The sequence below is a fragment of the Paraburkholderia sp. GAS348 genome, assembly GCF_050434205.1.
Classification (GTDB): Bacteria; Pseudomonadota; Gammaproteobacteria; order Burkholderiales; family Burkholderiaceae; genus Paraburkholderia.
Genome location: NZ_JBNPVT010000006.1, coordinates 174,881 through 192,194, shown reverse-complemented (window position 1 = coordinate 192,194; position 17,314 = coordinate 174,881). Strand labels below are relative to the sequence as shown.

Genomic DNA, 17,314 nt, shown 5'->3' with positions numbered 1-17,314 from the left:
GGTTCGCTCGGCTCGTTGAAAAGCGCAAGGCTACCGGCACGGACGGCGTCTGTTTAGTTTGACGAAGCAGGCGACGCGACGGGCGATACCGCGTGCACATCCATGCTCCCGAGAGCATCCCCCATGATTTTGTTGTCGGGCGAGTAGGGAAACAGTAACTCGATCTTGATCCCGTTCGGGTCTTCAACAAAGAGCTGGTGCTCCGAAAGTTCCGGAACGACTCGTTCCTGGAATGGCAAGCCCAGTGCGCTGAGGCGTTTCTGATAGTCCGTCAGACCGATACAGCGCATCGCTATGTGGTCAAGCGAGCCGCCTCCGGGCGACACCGCGCGATCGCCCAGGTATGCCGTCATCTCCGCATTGTTTGCTTCGACGTTGGCGATATGGACCAAAGGCCGGTCGCCGGCATACATCCATCTGCCGGGAAACCTGAATCCGGGGCGCCAGCCTTCTGTCATTCCAATAGCGTCACGGAAGAATGCAGCGGTCTCGTCGACTTTAGCGGTGCGCAAGGTGAAGTGGTCAAGCTGCAGAATGGTCATGGAGCCTCCAATAAAATTGGTCGATCGATAAATATCAGGTTGGCGGATTAAATCTGTTTCAAGAAAGAGATAAGTGCAACGATGCTAGACCAGGTCACCTTCGATGAGAGCCAGCATTTGGGCGGCTGCATCGGCCGCACGTTCAGCGATCTCTTCCTCGCTGGCGCTTACCACACCGAATAGTGCCTCGTCGAAAAGGCCAGCCTTGAGTAGCGCCGCGAAGACCGCTGCAGCTCCGTACCTGTCAGCTACTTTCCAGCCGGTGACAGGCAACCACCGGTCCAGGTAGCGCGCGAACAACGCGTCGCGCATGCCTGTGACTTCTTCTCGATAGCGGCGAGCTAACTCGGGGAAGCGGGGCGCATCTCGGGTCACTACGCGATAGAGGGCCAACTGTTCCTCCGAAAGCGCGTGCCGCAGATAGTCGCTGCCTGCAATTGGCAACGCGATGGCCGGAGGTTCCTGAAACCAGAGTGGATCGCTCGGTTCCGCCGGCTCTGACGAGCCAGTCGGCTGCGCGCCGGGAGGCGAGCAGGCCGCCTGCATCACCGCGCTGAACAGATCGTCCTTGCTCTCGAAGTGACGGTATAGCGTCTTGATCGACACACCGGCGTCCGCCGCGATGCGATTGACGGAGCTTTCGGCATAACCGTTTTCAAGGAAGGCCCGCAGCGCAGCGTCGACGATCATCGTTCGCTTGCGCGACATCAACGCGGCTTTCGGATTGTCATCCGACCAGGTCTTGACCATAAGTGTCCCTCATTTATCTGCTTGACGGATGATACGACAGCGACCACTATACCACGAACGACAGCGATCACTGTCGCTCCAGTGCCGGGTCGATTTTACCTCTTGGGGAAAGGACTCGGTTTCCATGTGACCGTTTCCTGATGGACATTCAGATGAGTAAGCTTCTTTCACAAACGCTGCGGCTACCCAGCGGCGCCATTCTCGCAAACCGCCTCGCCAAGGCCGCCATGAGCGAAGGCATGGCCGATGCCAACAATCATTCGACGCCGCGCCTCGAAGCGTTGTATCGGCGCTGGGCGCGTTCTGGCGCCGGGCTGCTTCTCTCCGGCAATATCCAGGTTGACCGCTGGCATCTCGAGCGCCCCGGCAATATCGTGGTCGACGACGAGAGTGGACAGGAGCAACTCGCACGGCTCGCCGCTGCGGGAACATCGGAAGGCGCGCATTTCTGGGCTCAACTCAGTCATACCGGACGACAGGTGCAAAGTGCGATCAATGCATCGCCGCTCGCGCCGTCATCGGTCGATATCGAAGTGATGCGGGGTGCCGGCTTTTCGTTCGCCACGCCGCGCGAAATGACGGAAGAGCAGATCCAGCGGGCCATCGGGCAATTCGCCTTCGCTGCCGGGAAAGTGCACGAGGCCGGTTTCACCGGTGTCTCGCTGCATGGGGCGCACGGTTACCTGATCTCGCAGTTCCTTAGCCCGCTCGCCAACAGGCGCACGGACCGCTGGGGAGGTTCGCTTGAAAATCGCTCCCGTTTCGCACTCGAGGTGTTGGCTGCGGTTCGGAATGCCGTTGGTCCCGACTTTCCGGTTGCGCTCAAGCTCAATTCATCTGATTTTCAGAAGGGCGGCTTCACCAATGCCGAGTGCATCGAACTCGTGAAGAAGCTCAACGATTCTTCGCTCGATCTGCTCGAGCTATCGGGCGGTTCGCTCGAGCAGCCTAAGATCGCGGGCCTTACGCTAATGGACGAGGGAGAAGACGCGCCGCGCGAAAGCACCGTCAGGCGCGAAGCATTTTTCGTGGATTTTGCCGCCTCCGTTCGCGCCGCGGCGAAGATGCCCGTGATGGTGGTCGGTGGATTTCGCACGACGGCAGCCATGATCGAATCGCTGGAGCGCGGCGAACTGGATCTCATCGGACTCGGCCGTCCGATCATTGCAGATCCTGAAGTGCCGAAGCGCATTCTCTCCGGTGAAGTCGATCGTGCGTCCAGTCCCGAAGCTGCGCTCCATCCGTTTCATCTACTTCCGTGGAACAACATGCAGCTCGAACGGCTGGCAGACGGTCTTGATCCTGATCTGTCGTTAGATGGCGAAGATGCAGTGGCGCAGTTCACCGAACTCGAGACTCGCATCATCGCCACACTGCTGCAGCATAGAGCCATGGCCTGATGCAGAAGCGCGGATCGCCCGACCAGAGCGGGTGATCCTTGGGCTCGGGCCGAAATATGTCGCGCGCTGCCCAACGGCGAACAAGGCGCTGAGCGAGTGCGTCCCGTTGTCCAGCCTGACCCACGGAGCGATGGAGTCGGATGGCATTAAAATACCATTTGATATTTGAATTCTATATGGTATTGTTTTGACGTAAACCAACAGTCGTCGCGAGTGCGCCTCGACTACCTCGAAGATCGGATAGCCAGCAGAGACGTAGCGGTACGAGGAGGAGCCACTGGGCTGTGGAGCGTCGAACGATATCTCAGCCTTCGCGGGCGCGTGCCGTGCGCACCGCAACTTTCACGGACATGGAGTCAGCTTTATATGCAGTCTATCGCCACTTACAGCACGCCGCATAACCCTTCGGACATTCTGAGTCAGCCTCTGACATTGCCATGCGGCGTGAGGCTGCCAAATCGCCTGGTCAAGGGTGCAATGTCAGAATTCCTTGCCGATTCTCGCAATCGCGCGACGGAAAAGCATGCGACGCTCTATCGCACGTTCGCGCGTAAGGGCCCGGGACTGCTTTTCACCGGTAATGTGCAGGTGGATCGGCTGCATTTGGAGCACGGCTCAAATGTCGTGATTCAAGGTCATCAGGATACCAAAGCTCTTGCGGCACTCAAGGCGTGGTCATCGGCCGCAAAAGCATTCGGCGGTCAGGTCTGGATGCAATTGTCGCATTCCGGCCGGCAGACACAGAAGTCGATCAATCTTGCGCCCAAAGCCCCTTCCGCCGTTAAGGTGAACTTGCCTGGCGATCGTTTCGGGACGCCGGTAGCGTTGACCTCGGACGAAATTGAGGACCTCGTCGAGCGGTTCGCTCATGCCGCGGGGGTGGCTCGTCAGACAGGCTTTGACGGTGTGGAGCTGCACGCCGCTCATGGTTATCTCATCTCCCAGTTCCTGTCGCCCCTCACCAATCTGCGAAGCGACCGCTGGGGTGGCAACCTGGCCGGCCGAGCTCGCTTTCTACTGGAGGCAGTTGGTCGTATTCGGGCCACCGTCGGGGCCGACTTTCCAATCGGCGTCAAGCTCAATTCGGCGGACTTTCAGCGCGGCGGTTTCAGCTTCGAAGACAGTCAGATTGTCGCGGGCTGGCTTGATGAGGCCGGGGTCGATCTCATCGAGATCTCGGGGGGCACCTATGAGCAGCCCAAGATGGCAAACATTGAGGGGCTTGAACCCTCTTTTGATCCCACTATCAGCAGGTCCACTCAGGAACGGGAGGCCTTCTTTTCTCGTTTTGCGCCTGAGATCCGCCGCAGTGTCAGTCGGGCCAAGCTCATGGTTACCGGAGGTTTCCGCACGGCGAAGGGCATGGCTCAGGCGATTACCGACGATGGTATCGACTTGATTGGATTGGGACGACCGCTATGTCTCTATCCAGAAGCTCCGTCCGAGCTATTGAAGGGCGACCTCGATCAATTCGAGCCGTGGGAACATCGGCTGCGGTTAGGGCCTGGACTTCTCGGGCCGCACTCTCCGATCAAGATCCTCAAGGCAATCAATGGTTTTGGAACAATGAATTGGTATAACGAGCAACTTCTTCGTTTAGCCGACGGGCTTCCTGCTGATCCCAGGATGAATTTCCTGATGGCATTCGTTCGGGGCAGCAATCGCGAGCGTCGGGTGGCGCGAGCTTTGGAGTCTGACCGATAGTCTGCCATGGCCACTATCGTAAATACATTTTGGATCTCCAATACCGAGTGGTATCTTTGATTGGTGCGCTATCCATCAATCCATCGACAGGTGACGGACGACATTGAAAACGGAGGATGCACATGGGTAAGTTGAACGGCAAGGTAGCACTGGTAACGGGCGGCGCGCGAGGTATCGGTGCGGCTATCTCATTCGCTATGGCGAGCGAGGGTGCCACGGTTGTCCTTACGGATATTGATAAAGCGGCGGCGGGAGCGACCGCGAATACAATTCGCAAGGAGGGTTGGGGCTGCATCGCGATGCAGCACGACGTTTCGAACCCTGCCAGTTGGGCGATGGTTGCTGCCGAAACGGAACGTCAACTCGGGGCTCTGGACGTACTGGTGAACAACGCCGGGATATTGGTAGTACGGTCCATAGCGCAAACTAGCCTTGAGGACTTTCATCGTGTGTCTGCGGTGAACACCGATGGCGTATTCCTCGGCATCAAGCACGGTTTCGCTGCAATGGGTACGCGCGGCGGATCCATCATCAACCTGTCCTCGCTCGGGGGGATGATCGGCGCAGCGAATCAGATTGCTTACGGCGCCTCTAAAGGCGCAGTCAGGCTGATGACTAAATGTGCAATGGCCGAGGCCGCGAGTCTGGGGCTGCCGATTCGTTGCAATTCCATCCATCCTGGGGTCATACATACGCCCATGACCGAAGCCCACTACGGTTTCGGAGCGGGTACAGGTGTGGATGAGATGTTCGCTTCAGCGATACCGTCAGGGCGACTTGGAACCCCACGAGACGTGGCTGCCGCAGTTGTCTATCTTGCATCGGATGATGCGTCATACGTCAACGGTGCGGAACTGATGGTCGACGGTGGCATATTTGCCGCTCCGATTCAAAAACCGAAAGCACCTGATTGATGGGAGCGCACAGCAATCGTTTCGGCGTCTGACGCCACTTCGGTAGGTGCGTGTCACCCGACGTGCAATCTACAGATGCGGTGACCAATCACCGTGCCTAACGATCGAGCCCAAAACGTTCGGTGGCAGTGGGGCGGAACACTAGCCTAGCTGCTACCCATCACCATTGCTCGGTCCCGGAAGCTAGAAAAGATGTATTGGCACTCTGGGTGTTGGATACCGGAATCAGGTTGCGTTAGCTTCGACACCCCATCCACAGAAATGCACGCACAAAGCGGCTCTCCACGGAATCGTCGTGTGCCCATGTGCCAGTGTGTATAGGGTTTTATGGAGTGCGTGAGATCGAGCGCGTTAGCAGGGGCGTCAAGTCGGATTTTGCCACTTGCGTCCGGATCAAGTCACCCGCACAGCACCAGTAATGCAAAGGAACCCGGTGAAAACCTCGGCATCCCAAAACGGTCTGAAAAAAACATTCAACCAAGGTCATTTTGACCGTGTGATTGATCGACTCTCTGTCAACAAGCGCGAATGGGCACGACTTCCCATCAAGCAACGTATCGATCTTCTCCAGAAGGTACGTGCAGGCGTCGTAGAAACTGCCGAGGCGTGGGCGCTACTTGCCGTTACGCGGAAAGGCCTGTCGGCCGACTCGACAATCGCGGGCGAGGAGTGGATGTCAGGGCCATGGGCGATGTTGACGGCTATCGATATCCTGCTTCGCACGCTTCAACGCATCGACGGCCATCGTTACCTGAACGGAGTAAAGGTGCGTCGCACCGCCAATGGACAAACGGCCGCAGAAGTCTTTCCGCTGACCATCACCGACAGGTTGCTGCTCAGTGGCGTGAGCGCGGAAGTGTGGATGGAACCGGACGTCTCGCCGGAGATGCTGAGGCAATCATCAGCCGGCAGCTATGGTGCTGAACGTTCCTCAAACGAGGGGCGGATAGCGCTCGTACTAGGTGCCGGCAATATCACCAGCATTGCACCGCTCGACGCGCTTTATAAGCTCTATGCGGAGAACAGCGTGACGGTCGTCAAACTCAATCCTGTCACAGACTACCTCAAGCCGATATTCGAGACTATCTTCAAACCGTTGATTGACGCGGGCTATTTCGCGATTGCGAGCGGTGGCGTTGACGTAGGAATCTATCTGACTACGCATTCACTTGTCGATACGTTGCACATCACTGGAAGCTCCGCTTCGCACGACGCCATTATCTTCGGTGTGGGAGACGATGGCGTGGATCGCAAGAAGCGGAATCGTCCTTTAAACAATCGCCCCATCACGAGTGAGTTGGGCGCGGTCTGTCCGACAATCGTGGCTCCCGGCCTTTGGACGAGGGCTGATTTGCGATTTCAGGCCGAGCACGTCGCCACTCAGAAACTTCACAACTCCGGATTCAACTGCATTGCGGCCCAAATACTCATCTTGCCGCGGGAATGGCCGTTGAAGGACGCATTCCTCGAAGAATTGCGTCGTGCCCTCGCGCGCGCGCCTTCGCGGTCACTGTACTATCCTGGCGCGCAGGAACGGCTCGCCGGGTTTCTGGCAACAAATCCCGAAGCGATTGAGCTCGGAGATGCTGCCGACGTGTCACGCATTATTTCCTTTATCAATGTTGAAGAGAGTGAAGAGCCGCCCAGTTTTTCGACTGAGGTTTTTGGCCCCGCTCTCGGCGTGGTGTTTCTTGAGGGGAGCGATTCCGCGGGCTTCTTGCAGAACGCGATCGCTTTCGCGAACGATCGCCTGCACGGCACGTTGGGGGCAAATGTCATCATTGACCCGGTGACTGAAAAGGCGCTTGGAGTGAAGTTTGAGCTTCTGTTAGCTGAACTGCGCTACGGGTGTGTAGCGGTGAATGCCTGGAGTGGGCTGGGTTTTCTGTTGGCGCACACCCCTTGGGGCGCATTCCCTGGCCACCCGCTCAATGACATTCAGAGTGGCAAAGGATTCGTTCACAATGGTTTTCTGTTTGATCGGCCGCAGAGATCGATTGTTCGCGCGCCCTTCAGACCATTTCCTCGCGGAATCCTGCACGGGAGCTTTGCCATGCTGCCAAGGCCACCGTGGTTCGTGACGAACCGTACGGCAACCGCCACCGCCCGCAAGATTGTCGCCTTTCAGGCAAGTCCTTCCTTGCTAAAGCTGCCTGGAATCTTCCTCAGCGCGCTTCGCGGATAACACACTGGAGAACAATTAGCATGTCCGTACGCTTTGCCACACCTGCATCCAACGCACACCGTCATCAGTTGCTCATTCGTCACATTCTTGAGGGATCGATAGCGGCAGCGGCAGAGCAGGAAATCGTCTATCGGGGCGAGCATCGCCAATCATATGCGGATCTCCTTGAACGGGTAAATCGGCTAGCCGGCATGCTGAAAACATTGGGTGTCAGGCCTGGTGAGACCGTGGCGGTAATGGATTGGGACAGTCACCGTTATCTGGAAGCTTACTTCGCCGTGCCTATGATGGGCGCAGTTCTTCAGACAGTTAACGTCCGCCTGTCCACGGAACAGCTGGTTTATTGCTTACGCAGTTCGACTGCATCCGTATTGCTGTTTCATCGAGATTTTGCGCCTCTGCTGGACGCGGTCCTTCCGCATTTGCCCGGCATTCGATGCCGTGTCCTGATCGCCGACGGTGAAGATTTTTGCAAAGAGGGTACCGAGGGCGAATATGAGGAATTGCTCTCTGCCAGTCACGCACGCTTTGATTTTCCGGAGTTTGATGAAAATGCGCTTGCGACCACGTTTCATACGACCGGTACGACAGGAAACCCAAAGGCGGTGAGCTTCAGTCATCGACAGCTTGTACTTCACGCACTCTCTTTGACGGCGACGCTGGCCTCTCAACCGGATGGACAAGGTTTTCGGCGCGGCGATGTCTATATGCCGCTCACGCCGATGTTTCATGTCCACGCCTGGGGAATGCCCTACGTAGCGACGATGGCAGGTGCGAAGCAAGTCTACCCAGGCAGGTATGAGCCCGAGCTGTTGCTCAAACTTAAGCGCGATGAAAGGGTGAATTTCTCGCACTGTGTCCCTACCGTATTGCAAATGCTTCTTGGCGCAGCCACTGCGGCAGGACATAAGTCCATCGGTCCGTGGACGTTGCTTATCGGTGGTTCCGCGTTGTCTTCGTCCCTACAGGAGACCGCGGCAACGTTCGGCATCAATGCTCTGGCCGGATACGGCATGTCGGAAACAGCACCGACGATTTGCGTCGCCCGGCATGACAGGAATGCCGCCAATGACCGAGGCGCAGCGCTTCGCCGCGCGGGTATGCCGATTCCTCTGGTTCAAACCATGATCGTCGACCCGGATATGAATCCGCTCCCGGCCGACGGTCGTAGCGAGGGCGAACTCGTATTGCGCGCTCCATGGCTCACGCAAAGTTATGAAGGTGACGTGGCTGCAAGCGAGGGCTTATGGCGTGGCGGATGGTTGCATACGCAAGATCTGGCGGTCATCGATCAGAACGGTGCCGTTGCGATTCGCGATCGGCTCAAGGACGTGATAAAGACTGGCGGTGAATGGGTATCTTCAACCCAGGTTGAGGACCTGATCATGCTTCACCCGGATGTCGCCGAGGCCGCCGTAATAGCAATTCCTGACATGAAGTGGGGCGAGCGTCCGTTCGCATTCGTTGTTCCGATTGCGTCGGCGGCAGCCTCGCTTACCGCTGACTTGTTGCGGAATCACCTGGTAGCGTTCGTAGATAAGGGGTTGCTTAACCGGATTGCCATACCGGAGAACATCGCCATTGTGGAAAGCCTGCCCCGGACAAGCGTCGGCAAGATCGATAAGAAAAATTTGCGAACCCATTTCGAAGGAAGGAGTGCCGCCAAAGCATGAGCTCAAGTCGGATACACGTCTATTAACGAACGAACTGTGCCGAAATTGAAATAGACGGCCTATTTTGATAGATCTGCTGCCGTGGCGATGATGGCGGCGACGGCGAGTCACCGAAGCAGCGTTTCGTTTGACCAGAGGTTGCACACCTTGAGTTTGCGGAAGATGGAGGCGTCAATGGTGCAGAACAACGCAAGAACCAGTCGGCTTTCACGAGTTGAGCAACAAGCGCTTACGCGCAGGCGCCTGGTTAGCGCCGCTGAATCTGCATTCTCACGGTTTGGCTACGAAGGGGCGTCTCTTGAATTGATCGCAGCGGAGGCCGGCTACACCAGAGGAGCGCTCTACTTCAACTTTCCCGATAAAGAGGCTCTTTTCTCTGAAGTGCTGCGCCTCTATATGGAAGGCAATATCGCGGCATTGGAGCGGATTGATCGCCTGCAGCCAGAGAGAATTTTTGATGCAGTGGCGAATTGGGTTAAGACGACACAAGCCGGTTCGCAACTGATTGCAGAACTGATGCTTCACACACGGCGAAGCACCGAATTTGCGGCGCGTTACCATGCATTTCAAAAGGGCCTGATTGACATGCTGGCGCGTGTCCTTGAGCGTCACTTTGCGGCACAGTCAATGGCTAATCCGGTCGACGCGGTGCACCTGGCGGATGGGATTACCGCTTTGGCTCGCGGACTGAGTCTGAAGGCTTGTGACCAAACAGCGGCGACACTTTGCGAGTCGGGAGCCATCATAGACAAGATGCTGAGGGTCCTTATCCGCGTCTAGACAACGGAGGTCCGAGTCGAAGACCGATGCGGCTTCGGACATGACTAGTTCAGACCTAGCCCAATCGTCGAGAAAGCCTATCGACGCACCTTTGGCTATCTCGTTGACCAATATGTGAAATCGACGGTTCGCGTCTTCCTCACGCGTCGCACCCTTCTCACGCATGAAGCGAATCAGCTGAAGGATCCGATTGAGCATCCTATCAATACAAATACCAATTGATATTTAAAAATCGAGTGGTATTCTGTCTATCAGCATGACGTTGCATGCGAGTTTGATGTTTTCACGACTTGTTCGGTGATCCCGAAACCTATTGGATATTTGGAGGCGGACTTATGGCTCGGCTGGAAGGCAAAGTAGCGATTATTACTGGGGCGGCGAGCGGGCAGGGGGCGGCAGAGGCACGGCTGTTCGTGGCGGAAGGGGCTCGAGTTGTAGTTGCGGACATTCTGGAGGCTGGCGCCCGGGTTGCGGCTGAATTGGGTGAGGCGGCCTTTTTCGTCAAGCACGATGTAGCGGATCAGGGCTCTTGGGAGCGCGTGATCTCGGAGACGCTTGGCCGGTTTGGCCGACTCGACATTTTGATCAATAACGCCGCCATGTTTGACCCGAAACCGCTGATGCAAACGGAGCCGGCAGAACTCGATACGCACTATCGGGTCAACCAGCTCGGAGTATTCCTTGGCATGCGCGCAGTGGTCGAGCCGATGAAGTCCTCTGGCGGGGGTTCGATTGTGAACATCTCGTCTGTCTCCGGATTGCGAGCGCTGCCCGGTCAGTTCGCATACGCGTCTACCAAGTGGGCCGTTCGCGGTATGACGGGCTGTGCGGCAGTCGAATTGGCACCGTTGGGCATACGAGTCAACTCGGTCTATCCGGGCCTGATTGACACGCCTATGCTCGCGGGCAACTCGCCGGAGACCAACGCGTTCTACGCGAAGATGGTGCCGCTGGGACGCATGGCCAAGCCGGGAGAAGTGGCCGAAGCGGTTGCCTTCCTGGCGTCAGACGCAGCCAGCTACATGACTGGGGCGGAGATTGCGGTGGACGCCGGCGCAAGACTCTAGTCGATCGAATCGGTGCGCGGCTTCGCTGGTTGCCGCGCGAATGAATCACGGGAATGCGCCGGCTTCACGACAAGTCGGGCGCATTGTCATATGAAAGCGAGTGCGTAATGGGTATGAGTTTGCAAGGCAAGGTCGCGGTGATAACTGGCGGAAGCTCTGGGATTGGCCTTGAAGCAGCGAAACTGTTCGTTGAGGAGGGGGCGTTTGTCTTCATTACCGGTCGGCGACAGTCTGAATTGGATCGTGCTATATCTGAGATCGGGCATCATGTTCGCGCCGTTCAGGGCGATATCTCCAACTCTGCCGATCGCCAACGCCTCTACGAAATAGTCGCGGCGGAGGCGGGCTACATTGACGTACTGTTCGCCAACGCTGGCGTCGGTGACGTTGGGCCTATTGGCACGATCACGGAAGCGCACTTCGATCATATCGTCGGGGTCAATTTCAAAGGAACGTTGTTCTCCGTTCAGGAGGCGTTGCCGCTCTTCAGAGACGGCGGCTCAATCATCCTGACCGGCTCGATCGCCGGCGCAAAGGGTTTTGGCGATTTGGTCGTCTATAGCGCGACCAAAGCGGCATTGCGTTCGCTAGCCAGGACCTGCACAACAGGGCTCAAGGATCGCAAGATCCGCGTGAATTTGTTGAGTCCAGGGACGACGGATACACCGATCATCGCACCGATGCCGGACGACATGAAGGCCGGATTTGCTAGCCTGGCTCCGGCGGGCCGACTGGCTCAAGCGGCGGAAATTGCGTCCGTCGCCTTGTTTTTGGCATCTGATGCATCCAGCTTTGTGACAGGTACCGAAGTATTCGCGGACGGTGGAGCTGCGCAGGTGTAGATCGGCATGGAGCGAGTTGATTGATCGTAGGGAAAGCGTTCGATCTACGTGCTGTTTTTCATTTGTCGATAAGTAAAACTGATTAATTTATATGGTCACGTAGCGCATGACGGCGAAGGGCTACGACCCGGCTGGCGCGGCTCCTTCGCAAATTCATGCGGTTGCGAGAAACGAAGATAGGGAGTGTCATGGTTATCAGTAACCCCTTCGAAATTTGCTTTCTTCTTACCGTTTTCTCACTGCTCGGGATCGTTCTCGTCGGGAACATGCTTAGAGCGCTCAAGCTGGAACGATGTCGTCCGAGCCTGGCTGGTGCCATCGTCGGAGTGGCGGCGGGGATGGCAGTCATTGAAGCGCTTCCGTGGATTTCCTGAATCGATGCTACGGGTCGAGCAACGCGGACTGGTCTCTCTGCGCCGAGCGTGTCGTTCAAAAACCGGAACAGACGATTTCTGTGGATGTGCGTGAAGGTTCTTTCACATCGAGTGTGGCAATACCGTGCAACGCATGGACGCCGGATTACTTGCACCTTGCGTTGCTGCAAGGGCAACCCTCTGTCGCCGCATCGTCGGAATAGCCTCCTGAGCATCGTCGAATTTTTAACGATATCAATTTAAATACCGATTGATATTTAAAGTCACATTGGTATCATTGATTGAAGGTTACCCGTTTTCAATGGGGCGACTGGCGGATGCAGAGGGGCAATGTGCGAGGTCGACACTATGACTTACGGTTCAGCTGACCGTGAAGGTGGCAATCATCTTACGCGTGGTCAAGGACGAAACTGCGATGGTTGTGGCAACGGGGCTTGTAGCTGTTAAGGGTTTTCAGGGTAGCTGAGACAGGTGAAGAGGGGTGTGGTCATCGTCCTTTTCTTTCGGGGTGCGGTGCGATCATCGATATGCAATAGTTAGGAATGCAATTCATTAAAATTACGCAAGGCGAGATCTTTATCTGGACATAAATACTAGAAGGTTGCGCTGAACGTCGCGGCCTTTAGCAAACAGGAGACGCCGGAAATGTTTGATGCTAGACCGCAAGAGACGCTGGCTGGGCGACTGAAGGGAACGATTGCTCTCTCGGCGGTGTTGATGGCCACAGTCCCCACGGGTGCCTGGGCCTTTTCATTCAACATGCCGTCGGACTGGCAGGTCAGTTGGGACAATACGCTGACCTACAACCTTGGAATGCGTGCTAACGGCATCGATCCGCTCATAGGAAATAACCCGAACTATGACGAATCCGACTATAAGTTTGCGCATGCGGGCGACATCGTCACCAATCGAACCGCGTTGCTTTCGGAATTAAACGTAACGTATCAAGGGCACGTCGGCTTTCGTCTTTCTGCGTCAATATGGAAAGACTTCGCGTACGGAGGTGGAGACGTCTCAAATCCCGGGATCTATGCGCCCGCAGGTGGTGGGTTCCCGGCTATCACGTACCACTCGATCGATTCTTATTCGGACAGCAAGTACTCCTCCTATACGAATCGCTACTACGCCCAGGGCGAGCAGCTGCTTGATGCATTCGTGTTTGACAACTTTGACGTGGCGGGAAAAAACGTTTCCCTGAAGCTTGGGCAGTTTACGGAATACTGGGGTAATGCTCTGTTTTTCCCGCTCGAGGGGATCTCGTACTCTCAGGGCGCCATTGATGCCATAGCTTTGTCCGCAAGTCCCGGCGCGGAGGTCCAACAGCTATTTCTGCCTCGTCCGCAACTTAGCTTGACTGCGCATCTTACGCCTGAAGTTTCGCTTTCAGGTCAATATGCGTTCGTTTTCAACTCAAACCGCTTGCCTGCCGGGGGGACATTTCTCGCCCCCGCTGATTTTCTCTTTACTGGACCGTCGAATTTCTTCGCGGGTGCCGTTCCAAGTAGCCAATTCGGCTTGCCGGCCGGCGGATATTTGCCTATCAACGTGCCGGCCGGCGCTAGCAATACGCCGCGAAATCTTGACAACAATTTTGGCGTGAAACTAGGTTGGACACCGGCATTTCTGAATGGTGGGATGGGTTTTTATTTTCGCCGCTTCGACGAAACGCAGCCGTGGGCTCCCTTGCTGGATTTCGGAGCCGGTGGAGTTCCTACGGATTACCATCTTTCGTACAACCGCGGGGTTCAACTATTCGGATATTCCCTCGATACGACAATAGGAAATGTCGGCACCGGCTTCGAAGCCTCATACCGAAAAAATACTGCACTGAATAGCACTGCTAGTCCGCTCGTCCCGGTCGAGCCGCAAGGTGCAAAGGGAAATACGCTTAACCTGATCGCCAATGCGATTGTCCCGTTGTCGCGGTCGTTTCTGTGGGACACCGGCACGCTGACTGCCGAACTGGCTTATACCAGGCTTTTGTCCGTCACCGCAAATCAGCTTCTCTATAACGGCGTGGGTAACGCCGGTTGTAGTGCCGGTAACAAATGGGACGGATGTGCGACTCGCAATTATGCCGCAGCCGAAATCCTGTTCCAGCCACAATGGTTGCAGGTTTTTCCGGGCGTCGATCTGAGTATGCCGATCTCGGATGTGTTTGGTATCTACGGAAATAACGCACAGGTAGGCACTTCGCAGAATGGGCAGGGAACCAACTCGTTCTCGATTGGTGTGCAGGCAACAATCCGACAGAAAACGACAGTTACGCTCGCATACAACGGGTACCACGCTCATACGAATGGGGTCGCCTTTACCCCAGGCGGTCTTGCCTACTATTCCAGCGGCAACGGACTGTTCGGCAATAACGACCGTAACTGGGTTTCACTCACACTGCAAAGCTCGTTCTAGTAATAATTGTTGGAGGAGACGTTATGAAGAAGGTATTTGGAATCGTGGCGGGAATGCTTGTCGTTGCCTCGCATTCAGGAGTTACGCTCGCGGCGGTGTCGGCTGACGACGCCAGGAAACTGGGCACCTCACTTACGGAATTTGGCGCCGAGAAACAAGCAAGTGCTGATGGCGCGGTTCCCGCGTATACGGGCGGACTTATCACGCCGCCCGCTGAATTTGACCCGAAGAGCGGCTTGATTCCGGATCCGTTCAAGGACGAAAAGCCGTTGTACAGTATTACTGCGAAGAATATGTCGCAGTATGCGGATCGACTGACGCCTGGTGTACAGGCATTGCTCAAGCGCTTTCCGACTTACCGGGTTGACGTATACCTGACACATCGGACCATGCACTACCCGAAATGGGTGCTCGACAACACACTCAAAAATGCCACCACCGCTAAGCTCGTTGGGAAGATTCAAGGGGATGGCGTGGATGGGGCATTTGGCGGCCTTCCGTTTCCGATTCCGAAAGATGGCTATGAAGTGATGTTCAATAGCAGTCTGAATTTTCAGAGGACTCAGTACGAGAATCAGGCGAAGTCATGGTTGGTCGACAGCGCGGGAAATCGAAGCGAGCTTCCCGAGAATGACGCAAACGATTACAGGCCGTACTATGATCGGGCGCTAGGGCAAGGAAAGGCACCGCATGACGCTTACGACATTTATCATGTTGTCCAGGTATCCCCGCCGACCGGAGTCGGTACAGCAATCCTTGCATACACTCCCATTAATAATTCGGTAGACGATCAAACGACGTGGCTATATATGCCAGGGCAGCGGCGAACAAGAATGGCTCCCGATTATAAATACGACACGCCAATTTCCCAATTCGGCGGCGTCATGTTTTGGGACGATCTTGGACTTTTTCATGGGCGGATGGACCGGTTCGATTTCAATTTGATCGGTAAGAAGGAGTTGGTGATTCCGTACAGTTCGTATAAGTATCTGTCGATGTCGCCCGATCAGATGTTTGGGAAGCAGCATCTAAATCCGGACGCAATTCGCTGGGAGACGCACCGCGTATGGGTTGTAGAAGCGACTCTGAAACACGGGGAACGGCATGCCTATTCGAAGAGGACGTTCTACGTTGATGAGGATAGCTGGGCGATCGTCGAAGCGGACGCATACGATCCGGAAGGAAAGCTCTGGAAGGTTGGATTTGATTACACATTAAATTTTTACGATGGAGGCGGGGGAGTATTTAGCGCAACCTATAACATTTACGATTTACAGAAAGGCAACTATTTCGGGACAAATTCTGGCGGTCCCGTCGATGGCCATCCTTTGATTAAGCCTTCTGATACGCATCAAAAAGAGAATTTGTTTACGCCAGCAGGCATGGCCGGAACTGGTATGCACTGATGCAAAGCAGCACATCCGTCCACGCTTCGGATGTGCTGCTCTGCAAATGGGATTGGGACAGTGCGTGATGCTTCGAATCGGTTTTTGATTAGGTTTACTGCTATGGTCATCTTCGAGAAGGTGTTGGACACCCGCGGTATGAGGAAGTGGGCGCGCGTCGCTGTGGTTATCGCGATGGCGTCTGCGGGACTTGGCAATCAGGTCGCGACTGCATCAACGGCGGCACCGGACGGCTCGCCGAATCGAGCTTTCGTTGATCCTCTTGACGCGCCGGCGCTGATGCGTACGTCCGTTGCTGGACGACCCGTCATGTCAGTTGTGGGTGCGGGCCGACGCCTTGTTGTGGTAGGCATGCGCGGCTTGATCGCGATATCCGATGACGGTGGCAAGACGTGGACGCAGGCTTCTGTGCCGGCGCAAAGCGACTTGCTGGCGCTGAGTTTCCCAACGAACCTCGAAGGCTGGGCAGTGGGACACGACGGGGTGGTGCTGCACAGCGGAGATGGCGGGGCAACGTGGAGTCGACAACTGGATGGGCGCGTTGCGGCGCGTAGGCTGTCTGCCATATATCAACAGAAAGTCGCGGCCGGCGATCAATCGGTACAACCCTATCTGGACCAACTGAACCTCAACTATAAAAGTGGCCCCACGTTGCCGTTCGTCAGTGTGGCGTTCGAAAACGCTCGCATGGGGTTCGCGGTTGGCTCGTTCGGAATGATCGTGGCAACTGAGGATGGCGGAAAGACCTGGCAACCTTATCTAGACCGAATTGATGATCCTCAGTTCTTGCATCTGAACTCGATTCGATACATCGAAGGGAATCTTTATATTGCCGCGGAGAAAGGGACCGTCTTCAAGTTCGACCGCCAATCTGGACGGTTTGTCGCCGCGACCACGGGTTACCCAGGAAGCTTCTTCGGCATTGTAGGCAACGCCAAGGTGCTATTGGCCCACGGATTGCGCGGTACCGTCTATCGCAGCACGGACTCGGGCACTACGTGGACACCGACGACCGTACCTATGCATGGCGCCATCACTGGCGCCGCCTATCTTCCGCAGCGTCGCGTGTTTGTTTTGGTGACAAGCGGCGGGGAGATCGCGACCGGAGATGAGATGGGCGAGAACTTCCAGTCGCAGGTAGTCGGGAGGCCGACTGTTTTTACGGCCGTTCACGGCATGGGAGACAGCGCTGTGGCGGTGTCCGGGTTAGATGGCACGCGCATCTTAACGCTTCACTGACTTTAGCGGATCGCCCCTCGTAGGGCCCT

13 protein-coding genes are annotated in these 17,314 nt (G+C 56.1%); 11 read left to right on the top strand and 2 right to left on the bottom strand.

What is annotated here, in order from left to right:
- Window positions 1–53: 53 nt before the first annotated feature.
- Both P3T22_RS13250 and P3T22_RS13245 read right to left on the bottom strand, forming a co-directional pair.
- Window positions 54–542 carry a VOC family protein gene (locus P3T22_RS13250; protein WP_429325192.1) on the bottom strand — a complete coding sequence of 163 codons (489 nt, stop codon included), beginning with the start codon at window positions 540–542 and terminating at the stop codon, window positions 54–56.
- Window positions 543–626: 84 nt separating this feature from the next.
- The gene (locus P3T22_RS13245) at window positions 627–1,292 is read right to left on the bottom strand and encodes a TetR/AcrR family transcriptional regulator (protein WP_429325191.1); all 666 of its coding nucleotides are present in this window, start codon (window positions 1,290–1,292) and stop codon (window positions 627–629) included.
- A gap of 152 nt (window positions 1,293–1,444) precedes the next feature.
- On the opposite strand from P3T22_RS13245, the gene P3T22_RS13240 reads away from it, so the two are divergent.
- The 11 genes from P3T22_RS13240 (at window position 1,445) to P3T22_RS13190 (ending at window position 17,285) form a co-directional block, all read left to right on the top strand.
- A complete protein-coding gene (locus P3T22_RS13240) occupies window positions 1,445–2,692 on the top strand; it encodes an NADH:flavin oxidoreductase/NADH oxidase family protein (protein ID WP_429325190.1) in 1,248 nt (415 codons plus the stop codon).
- Between the two features lie 366 nt (window positions 2,693–3,058).
- Window positions 3,059–4,396 (top strand): NADH:flavin oxidoreductase/NADH oxidase family protein, encoded by a 1,338-nt coding sequence (locus P3T22_RS13235; RefSeq protein WP_429325189.1) that lies wholly within the window; start codon window positions 3,059–3,061, stop codon window positions 4,394–4,396.
- A 122-nt stretch (window positions 4,397–4,518) separates the two neighbouring features.
- Entirely contained in the window at window positions 4,519–5,310 is a 792-nt protein-coding gene (locus P3T22_RS13230; RefSeq protein WP_429325188.1) for an SDR family NAD(P)-dependent oxidoreductase, read from the top strand.
- A 433-nt stretch (window positions 5,311–5,743) separates the two neighbouring features.
- On the top strand, window positions 5,744–7,495 hold the full coding sequence (locus P3T22_RS13225; protein WP_429325187.1) for an aldehyde dehydrogenase family protein: 1,752 nt from the start codon (window positions 5,744–5,746) through the stop codon (window positions 7,493–7,495).
- Between the two features lie 20 nt (window positions 7,496–7,515).
- The gene (locus tag P3T22_RS13220) at window positions 7,516–9,168 is read left to right on the top strand and encodes a long-chain-fatty-acid--CoA ligase (protein WP_429325186.1); all 1,653 of its coding nucleotides are present in this window, start codon (window positions 7,516–7,518) and stop codon (window positions 9,166–9,168) included.
- Between the two features lie 174 nt (window positions 9,169–9,342).
- Entirely contained in the window at window positions 9,343–9,948 is a 606-nt protein-coding gene (locus P3T22_RS13215) for a TetR/AcrR family transcriptional regulator (protein ID WP_429325185.1), read from the top strand.
- Window positions 9,949–10,283: 335 nt separating this feature from the next.
- The gene (locus P3T22_RS13210) at window positions 10,284–11,015 is read left to right on the top strand and encodes an SDR family NAD(P)-dependent oxidoreductase (protein ID WP_429325184.1); all 732 of its coding nucleotides are present in this window, start codon (window positions 10,284–10,286) and stop codon (window positions 11,013–11,015) included.
- Between the two features lie 107 nt (window positions 11,016–11,122).
- Window positions 11,123–11,857, top strand: a complete 735-nt coding sequence (locus P3T22_RS13205; protein ID WP_429325183.1) for an SDR family NAD(P)-dependent oxidoreductase — start codon at window positions 11,123–11,125, stop codon at window positions 11,855–11,857.
- A 1,019-nt stretch (window positions 11,858–12,876) separates the two neighbouring features.
- Complete coding sequence (locus tag P3T22_RS13200) at window positions 12,877–14,640, top strand: DUF1302 domain-containing protein (protein WP_429325182.1); 1,764 nt, start codon at window positions 12,877–12,879, stop codon at window positions 14,638–14,640.
- A 23-nt stretch (window positions 14,641–14,663) separates the two neighbouring features.
- The gene (locus P3T22_RS13195) at window positions 14,664–16,046 is read left to right on the top strand and encodes a DUF1329 domain-containing protein (protein WP_429325181.1); all 1,383 of its coding nucleotides are present in this window, start codon (window positions 14,664–14,666) and stop codon (window positions 16,044–16,046) included.
- 102 nt (window positions 16,047–16,148) lie between these two features.
- Window positions 16,149–17,285: a WD40/YVTN/BNR-like repeat-containing protein gene (locus P3T22_RS13190; protein ID WP_429325180.1), complete on the top strand. Its 1,137-nt coding sequence runs from the start codon at window positions 16,149–16,151 to the stop codon at window positions 17,283–17,285.
- Window positions 17,286–17,314: the final 29 nt, after the last annotated feature.

Excerpts from the sequence above, each read along its gene's own strand:
- P3T22_RS13240 (WP_429325190.1), top strand. The coding sequence starts at position 1,445 with ATGAGTAAGCTTCTTTCACAAACGCTGCGGCTACCCAGCGGCGCCATT.
- P3T22_RS13230 (WP_429325188.1), top strand. The coding sequence starts at position 4,519 with ATGGGTAAGTTGAACGGCAAGGTAGCACTGGTAACGGGCGGCGCGCGA.
- P3T22_RS13190 (WP_429325180.1), top strand. The coding sequence starts at position 16,149 with ATGGTCATCTTCGAGAAGGTGTTGGACACCCGCGGTATGAGGAAGTGG.
- P3T22_RS13215 (WP_429325185.1), top strand. The coding sequence starts at position 9,343 with ATGGTGCAGAACAACGCAAGAACCAGTCGGCTTTCACGAGTTGAGCAA.
- P3T22_RS13235 (WP_429325189.1), top strand. The coding sequence starts at position 3,059 with ATGCAGTCTATCGCCACTTACAGCACGCCGCATAACCCTTCGGACATT.
- P3T22_RS13205 (WP_429325183.1), top strand. The coding sequence starts at position 11,123 with ATGGGTATGAGTTTGCAAGGCAAGGTCGCGGTGATAACTGGCGGAAGC.
- P3T22_RS13245 (WP_429325191.1), bottom strand. The coding sequence starts at position 1,292 with ATGGTCAAGACCTGGTCGGATGACAATCCGAAAGCCGCGTTGATGTCG.
- P3T22_RS13220 (WP_429325186.1), top strand. The coding sequence starts at position 7,516 with ATGTCCGTACGCTTTGCCACACCTGCATCCAACGCACACCGTCATCAG.
- P3T22_RS13195 (WP_429325181.1), top strand. The coding sequence starts at position 14,664 with ATGAAGAAGGTATTTGGAATCGTGGCGGGAATGCTTGTCGTTGCCTCG.
- P3T22_RS13200 (WP_429325182.1), top strand. The coding sequence starts at position 12,877 with ATGTTTGATGCTAGACCGCAAGAGACGCTGGCTGGGCGACTGAAGGGA.
- P3T22_RS13250 (WP_429325192.1), bottom strand. The coding sequence starts at position 542 with ATGACCATTCTGCAGCTTGACCACTTCACCTTGCGCACCGCTAAAGTC.
- P3T22_RS13210 (WP_429325184.1), top strand. The coding sequence starts at position 10,284 with ATGGCTCGGCTGGAAGGCAAAGTAGCGATTATTACTGGGGCGGCGAGC.